Source organism: Nocardia sp. TBRC8007, from assembly GCF_056629435.1.
The window spans coordinates 180,310-192,697 of the sequence record NZ_JBWSOR010000002.1; the positions used below are offsets into that span (position 1 = coordinate 180,310).

A 12,388-nucleotide genomic window follows, 5' to 3' on the forward strand; every position below is an offset into this window, starting at 1 on the left:
ACTTCATCAAGGGGATGTAAAGGAACGTCAAAGTGTGTCGGTCGATGTCATTGCCGGGTAGGTGGCGGGTTCTCACCCGCCGTTCCCCACGGATCTGGACGTAAGCCTCTCGGCTTGTCCGGCTCGTGTCGTTCGGTTGCCGGGTCGTGTACCGGCCGCGACTATTGCGCGAACGTGTGGCCGTGCTCGACGCGCTCGGTGCCGAAGGGGACACGCAGTGATGCGATGGAACGGGTGTGCGGCGTCCGGTCATCCACGTGGGATCGCATGGTCTCGATCCGTGCCGACGCGCACGACGTGTGGCCTGGATGCCGTAAGCGAATAGTCGTGCTCACCGACGCTGGTTGCGCGGGCGGAGGTGGACGGTTCCCGATTCCAGATCGAGAGTGTCCCCATCGGCGGTTTCGACTCGGGTGAGCTTCTTGTTCATCCGTTCTTCTGCGATATGTCGGGACGACGGGGTCAACAGGGTGTCCACGTACTCGAACACATCGGCCCCGGCGCCCTTGCGCTCGGACTTGCGCCAGTAGATCCAGCCTCGGCGTTCAGCTCGCAGCGCGAGCTGGTCGATCAGCGTAATCGCTGCGGCCGTAGCGATTACGAACACCACGAAACCCATGATCATCTCCCCGGTAGATCGGGGTTGCCCCCTCGCGGCCACAATACCCCGATATATACCAGGGGTGGGTATACATCCCTGGTTCTCGGACCAGTGTCCGCTGCGGCCCTCCAGGCCGCTTTCGCGTGGACGAGGACAGGAGGGGGACATGAGGTTCGGAAGGGGTACCGCGAGCGATTCGGTGCGGCGAGCATCGGCGCCTACCTGGATGCGGGGAGGTCGGATACTCCGCACTATTCGACATCGAAGTCTGTTCGCCCGCGTGCTGGGCGCGTTGAGCGGAGAGTGAGCCGGTCGATAAGATATCGCCCATCGCTGCGCCGACGAGCGCACGGCTGAGGAGGATATTCCGTTGGGGGACATACTGGAGACTGACCTGGACGAGCTCAGGGCACTCGGAAATCAGTTGAGTGCTGAGGCCGCGGCCATCACCGAGATCTCCGCGCCCGTCCGCGCCAGTGTGGCGGCGGTCGTGATGCCCGCTGCCGGGATCGATGAGCTGCTGGGCCGGATCACCGACAAACTGAACGCCATGTTGACCGAGCACGCCGCATCGGTGCGGGCGATGGCCGACGGCGCCGCGATCGCCGCGAACAGCTACGAAGCTGTCGAAGATGTCTTCCGTGGGCAATTGGCTACGCTGACCGAGAGTCTCCGGGGATGACGACGCCGACGATCCCGCAAGTCGAATCCTGGAAACCGCACACCGTCATCGATGCGGGTATCGCGATCAACAAGGCTGGATCAGATGTGGCCGACCGTATCGCCGAAGTCGACCTCGCTGTGGACAAAACCGCGCTGAACTGGAAAGGCGAGGCCGCTGCCGCAGCCTCGATGCGATCGGTCTCGGAACTGTTGACCGCGACCCGAGCCAAACGCGCCGCCGCCGCCATCGGGGACGCACTGGTGTTCCATGGTGGGGTGATCGATGGCTATCGCTCGGCCATTGTGAACACCCGTGACACCGCCGTGCACGCCCACGGTATGACTGTCGCGCCCGACGGAACCGTCATCGCGCCGACCGTTCCCGGCTCGAACGACGATGCGTTCCGTGTAGTACTGCAGGGCAGGCTCGACCGCCAGGCAGCCGACTTCCAGATAAGTCTCAAAGAGAATCTGGCGCACTGTGCCACTGCGCTGGCCGCGTTGAAGTTCGGCGCCGGACTGGGTTTGACCGATCTCGACCAGCACGGCGGCCCCGGTGGGGCAATGGTCGGCGGCGGTGGGCTCACCGGCGCGGACGGACAGGAACTGGGGACGCGGATCCGGGTGTCGGTCGCCGCCCGCGAGGATATTCCCGACGCGATACTCGACCAGCTCGTCTCCGACCTCAAAGCCACCGGAGTGCCACCAGACCAGCTCATGGCCTATTTCAATGGAGAGACCGTCACGATCCCGGCCTCCACTCAGGAGTATCTGCGGCGGTTCCTCGATGCTGCGGGCGCGGACGGTTTCGCCCACGCCAGCCAGCGGTTACAGGCCATGGGGCCGGAAGGCCAGCAAGCCGCTGCCTCCCTGGCCAACGGCGCACTGCTGCTCTCCAATGAGAACGTCGGCACCGGCCGCAGCGCCGATGGCACCCTTACCGGCGCGGGCAGTTACGAGAACCTGCCGCAGGACATGCGCGAACTCATCTCCACCCGAGCTTCGTTCGGACTACACAACACTCCCGACGCGAACGTGCGGATGCCCGGCGACGGCAATCCCGGCGATCAGCACATTTTCACCGAGCGACAGAAGAACGTGATCGATGCCCTCGCGCTGGCCGAACCAGGTAACGAGCCCGGCACCAAGATGTCCACCGAGCTGATTCGCCAGGGCATGCACACAGCCTGGCTGGACGGCAACGACCGCTACCCGCACGCTATGGACGCGCCGTCTCCGGACGACCCGACCAGAACCGAGCCACTGGAGAAGGCCATCGCCCTCGGCGCCCGCAATACCGATGGCGCGCACGCCATTCTCACCGGCGAGGGCGGCCCCGAAATCCTTGGCTCCGGCTACCATCCCGACACCGCGCTCATACCCATCCTGCAACGCGACGACGGTACCGCCATGGGCTCGCTCACCGACTGGATCCCCCGCGACGCCCACCTCACCGTTTCTCCGGACAGCCCGGAGTACCCGGTTCAGCGTCAGGACGCCGCGCGTGCCGGGGAAGCAGCTCTCGGGCTCGCCGATATCCTCTCGACCGAGAAGTCCGCCGACGGCACCAACAACTACACGACCCTGCTCTCCGGCGACGGCCGCATCGGCGGAGGTTCCGCCCAACAGGCCGCCGAGGCACTCGCCCCCTACGTCGGAAATATGGTCGGGATGGCAGGCACCGGCACTCCGGGGGACCTCACCGACACCCTCGGCTTCGGCGGCGCGGGCTTCGGTGGATACGACGGCAAGGGCGGCCCGATCGAACCCCTGCGGCTCTTCAGCGTTCTCGACACCGACGAAGAGGCGAGCAAGATCATCAATGGCACCGCATTGGCCGAATCGCAACGGTTGGACAAGGTTTTCGCCCTCGGCGAAGCCAATGGCGACGCCAACCCGGAGAGCGGTCGCTACAGCAGCCGCCTGCAATGGCTGGTCAATCAAGGTCTCGACCTCCACGCCGCGTGGGAAGCTCAGCACGGAGCGGATGCCGAAGCGGCCGCCGAGGCCCGCAACTCCAAATGGAACACCGCCTGGACCGCCTCCCAAATCGTCGCCGGTGGCATGGGCCCGGTCGGTGTCGGCGTCGCGGCAGGCTCGGAGTTCCTCAAACCGTTCGTGCTGTCGGTCGACTCACCGAGCACGCCCGAGCAGGCCCCGCTGAAGCTGGACACCACGCGATTCGATTTCGACTTCGGCGGCGACGACAAAGAAGCCGGTTATAGCCCGACCAGCTGGGGTGGTAGCCAACACCGTGAGTACACGATGCTGCGCACCCTGGTCGAGCAGGGCAGGATCGACATGGCCGATGTCCCCGAACTCTACAGAGACGGCGACCAGTTCAAGTCGTATTCGCAGTACCGGGATGACTACGACGATGCATCCACTGAGGATAAAAACCAAGCCGAAATTCCCCCGAATGGCCGGACGAGCCTTCTGGAGCGGGCCGGCATCAACATGGATACTCTGCAGGATTACACCAATCTGGCTTCTCCGGGTGGATCGGAATACCAATACTTGGAGTCGGTGATGCAGGGCGGCGATAGGCGGCCACGACAGGAATGGCTGCAATGGCTCGGAAGTGAACAAAGCAGCAACTCGGGAAAGAACACGTGGCCATGATGGGAATCAGCACGTCCATCGTGACATCGCGCACGGCTGCCACCATCGCGTTGGTTGCGCTCATCTTTCTGGCAGTCGCCTGCGCACCCGCTGGTGAACCCAGCCCAACCAGTGCGAGTACGCAGACATCGTCAGCTCCTGCCAGCTACAGACCACCGCAGCAGGTCCGTGATGCGACCATGGTCTGGTCTGCCGAGCCAGGCATTGACCTGTTCTCTACTGAAGGCACACTGATTCGCGCCGCAAAAGAAGCCAACATCATCGGTCATGCCGCTGGTCTTGCTGCCACTTATCCGGGATTCGCCAAGGCCTGGGAAAAAGATCAGCTGCACATATATCAGCGCCCCGAAGACCGCGCTACTCATGCTGGCACTTACTACGCACGTATCCGAGAAATCACCCCCACCAGCACTGGTTTCATCGGCAGGTTCTGCACACTCGACACAGAAATGAACCGTCTCGTCAACGGTAAGTGGTCGCCGGCGAACATCGGTAGCGGCTTCTTGACCTTCAAATTCACTCGCGCCCCCGACAATGCGAACGAGTCCGACTTGGATACATCCCCGACAGAGCCGGGTGCTGACCGTTTGCATTGGCAAGCCCCTTACGAAAACATTTTCATTGGCTGGCAAGTCGGCTACTACGGCATCGAGACCTTCCCGCAAAGCGCCGCTGTCGATGCCTGTGGCGACTGGGCGCGCGGCATCGACCCGGATGCCCTCACCGGCCAACCTCTCCGGGGCGACGCCTACGCCCATGACACTCCTCCGTCTACGAAGCCGGTCTACCCGGGCTGGCCCGACGCCCCGCTCTGAAACACCATGGACGGAAGAAGGGAGTGTCTGTGACTCGTCCCCACGAGGAACTCGGTGCGAAAGTCCGCCGATTGCAGCAAGTCGTCGCCGAGATCCGCGGTCAGGCGAGCGTTGACGGCCTCACGATCGATACCGACGCCAACGGTCGGCTCACGGGTCTCGCCATCGGCCCGACCGCCTATGCCGCAGGCCCTGGCGCCCTCGCCGAACTGATCCTGCGTGTCTACGCGCAGGTCGCCGACGATGTCGCCACCCGGTCCAGCGCGGCTCTGGCCGAACTTCGCGACGACCCCGCAGTCGCGCGCGTAGTCGATGCCGCCACTATCGAACCCGTTGCCCCAATCCGACCGGCCGCCCCCGGGTCCGTGCCGCCGCGACCAGCCGCGCACCGGCCGGTGCGGACACCGGCTCCGCCGCCGCTCGCATCAGGTGCGGGCGGTACCGACTGGATCGCCGCCCGCATCGCCGAATCGCGAGCCGCCCGCCGAAGGGCCGAAGCCGAGCTGGCTCGCCGTCAAGACGCCGAATGGGAAGAAGCCCAGGAACGCCGATCACGGTGGTAGCGCCAGTCCGTTGTTCCCGGTCGTCACCACGGTCGCTGAACTCGACAGGCCGGGGCAAGGGGAGATCGCGCCGTCGGTTCTCTGGCCGGCGTCCGATGCGACGGCCCGGGTCGGCTTTCGCCCGGATGACGGTCCGAGGGCGGGGCAGTAGGTTGGAGGCAGCCGACAATGTCCAGGAGGTTGCTGTGCATCTGCGAGGTGTGGTTCTCCCCGAGGGGGAGGTGCGCGATCTCTGGGTGCGGGACGGTCTGGTGTCGTTCGAGCCCGTGCCCGGCGCCGAAACGCTGTGCGACACCGGGTGGATCGTGCCGGGTCTGGTGGACGCGCACTGTCATGTCGGTATCCGGCACGGCGGCGGGCACGAGGATCGCGCGGGCGCCATCGCGCAGGCCGAGACCGAACGGACGGCGGGGGCGCTGCTGTTGCGCGATGCTGGTTCGCCGATCGATACCCGCTTTATCGACGACCACGACGAGCTGCCGCGGATCATTCGCGCGGGCCGGCATATCGCCCGGCCGAAGCGCTATATCCGTGAGCTGGGCATCGAGCTCGACGACGAACGCGATCTGCCGGAGATCGTGGCCGAACAGGCCCGCCTCGGGGATGGTTGGGTGAAGATCGTCGGCGATTGGATCGACCGTTCGGTCGGCGATCTGCGTCCGCTGTGGAGCGATGCGATCCTGAAGGAGGCCATCGCCGCCGCGCACGCCAACGGCGCCAGAGTCACCGCGCACGTCTTCGGGGAAGACGCGCTTCCCGGCTTGATCAACGCCGGCATCGATTGCCTCGAGCACGGCACCGGCCTCACCGAGGACACCATTGAGATGATGGTGGAGCACGACACCGCTCTGGTGCCCACTCTGATCAATATCGATATCTTCCCGGAGATCGCCGACAGTGCGAGCAAATTCCCGGTCTATGCCGCGCATATGCGTGATCTGCATCGTCGGGTACGCGGTACCGTCGCCGCCGCGCACGAGGCGGGCGTGCGGATCTTCGCGGGCACCGACGCGGGTGGTGCCATCCGGCACGGGCGCATTGCCGACGAGATCGCGGCGCTCGCCGCCGCGGGGTTGTCGCGGCATGCCGCGCTCGGCGCGGCCTCTTGGGCCGCTCGCGACTGGTTGGGGCGACCGGCCATAGCGCACGGCGCTTCCGCGGATTTCGTTGTCTACCAGCAAGATCCGCGGGCACACCCAGAAATGCTCGCCACGCCGCACGCGGTGGTGTTGCGCGGGCGGGTGTACGGCGAGCGTGGCCCGGTCACCGGTCATCGCTGATTCGTGATCTTGGTCCCCGTATGCTCCAGAAAGGGACAAAAGGGGAGTAGGGTCGATTTTCGTGACCATTCGCCTCGGTTATCAGATACCCAACTTCAACTACGGCAAGCCGGTGCGGGAGTTGTTTCCCACGGTCGTCACGCAGGCCGAGGAGGCCGAAGCCGCCGGTTTCGACACGGTCTTCGTGATGGATCACTTCTATCAACTGCCTGGTATCGGTGCGCCCGACGAGCCGATGCTGGAGGCGTACACCGCCCTCGGCGGCCTCGCCGCGGCGACGGAGCGAGTTCAGTTGTCGGCGTTGGTAACCGGCAACACCTACCGTAATCCTCCCATGCTCGCCAAGTCTGTTACCACGCTGGATGTGGTCAGCGGCGGGCGCGCGGTACTCGGCATCGGCGCGGGCTGGTTCGAGCCGGAGCATCGCTCTTTCGGCTACGAATTCGGCACTTTCACCGAACGCTTCGAACGCCTCGACGAGGCGCTGCAGATCATCCAGCCGATGTTGCGCGGGCGGCGCCCGAGTTTCCACGGCAAGTGGTATCAGGTGGAAGACGCCGTCAACGAACCGAGGATCCGCGATGATATGCCGATTCTGCTCGGTGGCGCCGGGGAAAAGAAGACATTCGCTCTGGCCGCTCGTTTCGCCGATCACCTCAACATCATCTGTAACGCTTCGGAGTTGCCGCGCAAGGTGGATGCGCTGCGTGCCCGCTGCGCCGAGGTCGGTCGGGACCCGAAGACCCTGGAAACCAGCTATCTGTGCTTTGTGATGATGGACGAGGACGGAGATCTGGTCCGTAAACAGCAGCAGGACATACTCGGCGGCATGGGTATCGATCTGGCGTCGATGTCGGAGTCCGAGCGCAAGCAGAGCCCGGCGGATCAGCAGTTCGTCGGTACACCGGACGAGGTCGCCGAGCAGTTGCGGACCCGGGTGCTCGACCAGGGGATCGACGGGCTGGTCATCAACATGATCGTCAACGGGCACGAGCCGGGCATGATCGAGCTCGCTGGAAAGACCTTGGCGCCACTGGTGCGCTGAGAGGCCGATGACCAGATCCGCAGGCGCCGGGATGCGATTTCCGGCGCCTGTGCGCCATCTGGCACAATGGACAATCGTCCTTCCGGACACCGTGTCAGCCCGTCTCCGGTTACGTACCGCGCGGCGGTCACACACGCCAAACGCAAAACCGGGCTCGCAGACCGTGCGGGTCGCTGAATTGCGTCGTGACCAACCGACGAAAGGCAGATCAGCAGTGGCTGTTCGCATCAAACTCACCCGCATGGGCAAGATCCGCAACCCGCAGTACCGCGTTGTCGTCGCGGACTCCCGCACGCGCCGGGACGGCCGGGCTATCGAGTCCATCGGCAAGTACCACCCGAAGGAAGAGCCGTCGCTCATCGAAATCGATTCCGAGCGCGTGCAGTACTGGCTGGGTGTCGGTGCACAGCCGACCGAGCCGGTGCTCCAGCTGTTGAAGATCACCGGTGACTGGCAGAAATTCAAGGGCATCGACGGCGCCGAGGGCACCTTGAAGGTCAAGCCGGCCAAGCCGTCCAAGCTGGACCTGTTCAACGCGGCGTTGGCCGCCGCGGACAACGAGCCGGTCGCCGAGGCGGTCACGCCCAAGAAGAAGGCTGCCAAGAAGGACGCCGAAGAGGGCGCCGAGGCCGCCGAGTAATGAGCGCCGTCGTCGCCGACGTCGTGGAGCATTTGGTTCGCGGCATCGTCGCCAATCCTGATGACGTCCGCGTCGATCTGATCACCAGCCGCCGCGGCCGCACGGTCGAGGTGCATGTTCATCCCGATGATCTCGGCAAGGTGATCGGTCGCGGTGGTCGCACCGCGACCGCGCTGCGCACCCTTGTCGCCGGTATCGGCGGCCGAGGCATTCGGGTCGACGTGGTCGACACCGACCAGTAGATGGAACTCGTCATCGGACGGGTCGCCAAGTCGCATGGCGTGCGGGGCGAACTCGTCGTCGAAGTGCGTACCGATGAGCCCGAGGCACGCTTCGCGCCCGACCGTACGTTGCGTGGTCGACTGCCGCGATCCGCCGATGTCCGCGATTTCACCGTAGAGTCGGTCCGAGAGCACTCGGGCCGACTTCTGGTGTCGCTCGCAGGCGTCGCCGATCGCACCGCGGCCGACGTGCTGCGCGGCATGCTGTTCGTGATCGACAGCGCGGACCTGCCGCCCTCGGCCGATCCGGACGAATTCTACGACCATGAGCTGGAAGGGCTCGAGGTTCGGTGCACCGACGGCACAGTGGTGGGATCCGTGCGCGAGGTGTTGCATTCCCCGGCCGGTGAGCTGCTCGCGGTGCGCGCCGCTGAGGACGGACGGGAGATCCTGATCCCATTCGTCACCGCCATCGTGCCTACCGTGTCGCTTGCCGACCGTGTCATCGTCATCGATCCGCCCGAGGGCCTGCTCGACCCGGAATGAGACAGTTCGCCATTCGATTGCCAGGCATTCGGCGGCCCGCCACAGGGGCCGGGACATCGCGGCGAAAGAAGGGACGGGCATGAAACTCGACATCGTCACGATTTTCCCGGAGTATTTGGAGCCACTGCGCACGGCACTGCTGGGTAAGGCGATCGAGCGGGGTCTGATCTGTCTTGCCGTGCACGACTTGCGCAGCTGGACACATGACGTACACAAGTCGGTCGACGATGCCCCGTATGGCGGCGGACCCGGCATGGTCATGAAGCCGACCGTATGGGGTGCGGCGCTCGATGAGGTCTGCTCCGACGACGCGTTGCTCGTGGTCCCCACTCCAGCGGGTGTGCCGTTCACACAGGCCACCGCGCAGCGCTGGGCCGCGGAAGAACACGTGATCTTCGCGTGTGGCCGCTATGAAGGTATCGACCAGCGCGTCTTCGACGACGCCGCGCGCAGAGTGCGGGTGGCCGAGGTCAGTATCGGTGACTATGTGCTGATCGGCGGTGAGGCGGCGGCGCTGGTGATGACCGAGGCCGTGGTTCGATTGCTGCCCGGCGTGCTCGGCAATCAGCAGTCCCACCAAGAGGATTCGTTCTCCGATGGTTTGCTCGAGGGCCCCAGCTACACCCGCCCGGCCTCTTGGCGCGGTCTCGAGGTCCCTCAGATCCTGCTGTCTGGAGACCACGCGAAGGTGGCTGCCTGGCGTCATGAGCAAGCGCTGGCGCGCACCCGCGCCCGCCGCCCGGATCTGCTCGCGGACCAAGGCGCGGAGTCCGGTCCGGACGGCGGGCAGTGAACGGAGGTCAGGGCAACAATCCGTGGCGGCGAGCCGCGACCACCGCTTCGTGCCGAGTATGGGCGTCGAGTTTGGCCATCGCGTTGCGCAGGTAGCTCTTCACGGTCTCCGGTCCGAGGCAGAGGCGTTGCGCCGTTTCTTGATTGGTACAGCCGAGGGCGATATGGGACAGCACGTCGAGTTCGCGGCGGGACAGTCGCGGGCTTTCCGAAGGCGGATCACCTGCCAGGGCATGGGTGAGTCGTGCGCATAACGCGTGCAGCCGCCCGCGCAATCGGTCGTCCTCGGCGGAGGCTGCCATGCCGCGGAGCTCGGCGTGAATGCCGCGTAGTTCTTCGGTAACTGTCGGGGCGGCGGTCGCCGCCGGCGTGGTCAGCTCCAACATCCTTACCCGGTGGTCGACCGCGTCACGGATGGCGATCTCGGTAGCCAGGCGACGACCGGCCTGGATAACGAGTTCCATGGTCCGGTCGCCCACTGGACTGGCGCTGCGGGCTGCGGCATAGAGCACCGCTCGGGAACATTGGTCCACGACTACCGGAACGGCGAGCATAGAGCGAATGCCTTCCTCGGAGACCGGCGCGTCGTAGTCATGAGTGATCGAAGTGGCGGTGCGATAGTCCGTGACCGAGGCGGGACGACCGGAATCCAGGACGAGTCCGCCGAGTCCGGAGGCGCGCGCGATGACCAGACCGCGTAGCCGGTTGGTCAAGGTGCCGACGAATTCCGACAGCAACAGCGCTTCGCTGTGAACCTCGCCGCCGAGCGCCACCGGTACGCCCGTCGTATTGGCGACCCAGCGGATCTCAGCGCGTATCGCATCGCTGTCGCGTGGGCGTAGCAGGGCGGTGTGGGTCACGGGGACTCACCCCTTTTCGGGGGTAGTGGGCATCGGCACGTGACCCACATCCTATTGCGCACCCGGGTTGCGTTGAATCACCGAAAGAGGAGAACTGATAGATGGGCATCGAGCTGGAGCAGCGGGTGCGCGATCTGCTGGACTGTTACGACAGGAGCGACGCATCGGCGGCGGAGTTGCTCTGCGATCGGCATCCGGCTGACGAAGTGGCCTTCACCATTGTGGAGCCGGACCTGACCTCGACCGACCTCACCTACGGCGAACTGCGGGAACGCTCGCAACGATGTGCCGCCGCGCTCGCCGAACTCGGCGTAGGACCGGGCGACAGGGTCGCCACGCTGATGGCGAAATCGGCAGATCTGGTGGTCGCGCTACTCGGCATCTGGCGGCGCGGTGCGGTACATGTTCCGCTGTTCACCGCATTCGCGACTCCGGCTATCGTGTTTCGGCTGCAAGCGGCCGACGTCTCGGTCGTTATCGCCGACTCCGACCAGGCGCCGAAACTGGCGCCCGGTCCGGATATGCCCGCGAACCCGTCCTGGCGGCTCATTGTCGCCGGAGCTACTGCCCCCGCGGACGCACTGCGGATGGAGCAGCTGCTCGACACCCATTCGGCCGATCACCCGAATGCGCATCCGGTCGTGGTCGGAGGCGCCGGACCACTTGTCCTGTTGTTCACCAGCGGCACCACCGGCACCCCCAAGGGGGTCTCGATTCCATTACGCGCACTCGCTTCTTTCCACGCGTATCAGGAGTTCGGGCTGGACGTCCGGCCGGACGATGTGTTCTGGAATGCCGCGGATCCGGGCTGGGCGTACGGGCTCTATTACGCCATCATCAGCCCGCTGGCCACCGGTACCCGCAGCATCCTGCTTCACGCGGGCTTCTCCGCCCCGTTGACCTGGCAGGTGCTCCAGGCTTTCGGCGTCACCAATTTCGCCGCTGCCCCGACGGTCTATCGCGCGTTGCGCGCCGACAGCTCCGTACAATCGGTGCCTTGTAAGCTGCGCTGCGCATCCTCGGTGGGCGAGCCACTGACGCCCGAGGTCATCGTCTGGTCGGCGGAGCACCTCGGTGTCGCGGTACGTGACCAATACGGTCAGACCGAGCACGGCATGGTCATCAGCAATTCCTGGCACAAAGATCTCGATACCGAGACGCCGGCGGGGTCGATGGGCCGCGCGCTGCCGGGCTGGTCGTGCGCGGTGCTCGCCGAGGATGCAGACACCCTCGCACCCACCGGACAGGTGGGCCGGGTCGCTATCGATACCGAGCACAGCCCGCTGCTGTGGTTCCTCGGTTATCTCGATGCCCCGGAACGTACCGCGCAGCGCTATACCGCCGACGGCCGCTGGTATCTGACCGGCGACGCGGGCGCGCAGGATGCGGATGGTTTCTTCCACTTCTCCTCGCGCGATGACGATGTCATCATCATGGCCGGTTACCGCATCGGTCCGTTCGAAGTGGAGAGCGTGCTGGTAATGCACGAGCAGGTGGCTGAGGCGGCTGTGGTCGGGATGCCGGATCAACTGCGTGGTGAGGTACTGGAGGCATTCGTGGTGCTCCGCGACGGTGCGGAAGGCGGCCCCGAGCTGGAGTCCGAGCTTCAGAACCTGGTAAAGAGGAAGTTCGCCGCGCACGCGTACCCGCGCAAGGTCCACTTCGTGCCCGACCTGCCGAAGACCCCAAGCGGCAAAGTGCAGCGGTTCGTGCTGCGTCAGGGCGGGATTCGGTGATGTC

General features: G+C 65.2%; 13 protein-coding genes. 11 read left to right on the top strand and 2 right to left on the bottom strand.

Going from position 1 to position 12,388, the window contains the following annotated elements; all coding sequences use genetic code 11:
- Positions 1–331 precede the first annotated feature (331 nt).
- Positions 332–619, bottom strand: coding sequence for a DUF6191 domain-containing protein (locus ACX4ZE_RS03425; RefSeq protein ID WP_480271794.1), 288 nt, complete (start codon positions 617–619; stop codon positions 332–334).
- A 352-nt stretch (positions 620–971) separates the two neighbouring features.
- On the opposite strand from ACX4ZE_RS03425, the gene ACX4ZE_RS03430 reads away from it, so the two are divergent.
- The 10 genes from ACX4ZE_RS03430 to trmD all read left to right on the top strand — a co-directional run bounded on the left by ACX4ZE_RS03430 (position 972) and on the right by trmD (position 9,789).
- Positions 972–1,283: a hypothetical protein gene (locus ACX4ZE_RS03430; protein ID WP_480271795.1), complete on the top strand. Its 312-nt coding sequence runs from the start codon at positions 972–974 to the stop codon at positions 1,281–1,283.
- Positions 1,280–3,886 (top strand): TPR repeat domain-containing protein, encoded by a 2,607-nt coding sequence (locus ACX4ZE_RS03435; protein WP_480271796.1) that lies wholly within the window; start codon positions 1,280–1,282, stop codon positions 3,884–3,886. Before ACX4ZE_RS03430 ends, ACX4ZE_RS03435 begins: the two co-directional genes overlap by 4 nt.
- On the top strand, positions 3,877–4,701 hold the full coding sequence (locus tag ACX4ZE_RS03440; protein ID WP_480271797.1) for a hypothetical protein: 825 nt from the start codon (positions 3,877–3,879) through the stop codon (positions 4,699–4,701). The genes ACX4ZE_RS03435 and ACX4ZE_RS03440 overlap by 10 nt, the downstream gene beginning before the upstream one ends.
- Positions 4,702–4,730: 29 nt before the next feature.
- The gene (locus ACX4ZE_RS03445) at positions 4,731–5,264 is read left to right on the top strand and encodes a hypothetical protein (protein WP_480271798.1); all 534 of its coding nucleotides are present in this window, start codon (positions 4,731–4,733) and stop codon (positions 5,262–5,264) included.
- 125 nt (positions 5,265–5,389) lie between these two features.
- Positions 5,390–6,544 carry an amidohydrolase family protein gene (locus ACX4ZE_RS03450; protein WP_480271950.1) on the top strand — a complete coding sequence of 385 codons (1,155 nt, stop codon included), beginning with the start codon at positions 5,390–5,392 and terminating at the stop codon, positions 6,542–6,544.
- A 61-nt stretch (positions 6,545–6,605) separates the two neighbouring features.
- The gene (locus tag ACX4ZE_RS03455; RefSeq protein WP_480271799.1) at positions 6,606–7,589 is read left to right on the top strand and encodes an LLM class F420-dependent oxidoreductase; all 984 of its coding nucleotides are present in this window, start codon (positions 6,606–6,608) and stop codon (positions 7,587–7,589) included.
- A 214-nt stretch (positions 7,590–7,803) separates the two neighbouring features.
- Positions 7,804–8,229: a 30S ribosomal protein S16 gene (gene rpsP, locus ACX4ZE_RS03460; RefSeq protein WP_480271800.1), complete on the top strand. Its 426-nt coding sequence runs from the start codon at positions 7,804–7,806 to the stop codon at positions 8,227–8,229.
- A complete protein-coding gene (locus tag ACX4ZE_RS03465) occupies positions 8,229–8,471 on the top strand; it encodes an RNA-binding protein (RefSeq protein WP_480271801.1) in 243 nt (80 codons plus the stop codon). Before rpsP ends, ACX4ZE_RS03465 begins: the two co-directional genes overlap by 1 nt.
- Positions 8,472–8,996 carry a ribosome maturation factor RimM gene (gene rimM / locus ACX4ZE_RS03470; protein WP_480271802.1) on the top strand — a complete coding sequence of 175 codons (525 nt, stop codon included), beginning with the start codon at positions 8,472–8,474 and terminating at the stop codon, positions 8,994–8,996.
- A 79-nt stretch (positions 8,997–9,075) separates the two neighbouring features.
- Positions 9,076–9,789 carry a tRNA (guanosine(37)-N1)-methyltransferase TrmD gene (gene trmD / locus ACX4ZE_RS03475; protein WP_480271803.1) on the top strand — a complete coding sequence of 238 codons (714 nt, stop codon included), beginning with the start codon at positions 9,076–9,078 and terminating at the stop codon, positions 9,787–9,789.
- Positions 9,790–9,796: 7 nt separating this feature from the next.
- Here the strand turns inward: trmD and ACX4ZE_RS03480 are convergent, their stop codons facing one another.
- Entirely contained in the window at positions 9,797–10,648 is an 852-nt protein-coding gene (locus ACX4ZE_RS03480; protein ID WP_480271804.1) for a LuxR C-terminal-related transcriptional regulator, read from the bottom strand.
- A gap of 101 nt (positions 10,649–10,749) precedes the next feature.
- Between ACX4ZE_RS03480 and ACX4ZE_RS03485 the strand changes: the two genes are divergently transcribed.
- Positions 10,750–12,384, top strand: coding sequence for an AMP-binding protein (locus ACX4ZE_RS03485; protein ID WP_480271805.1), 1,635 nt, complete (start codon positions 10,750–10,752; stop codon positions 12,382–12,384).
- The last annotated feature ends 4 nt before the right edge of the window (positions 12,385–12,388 follow it).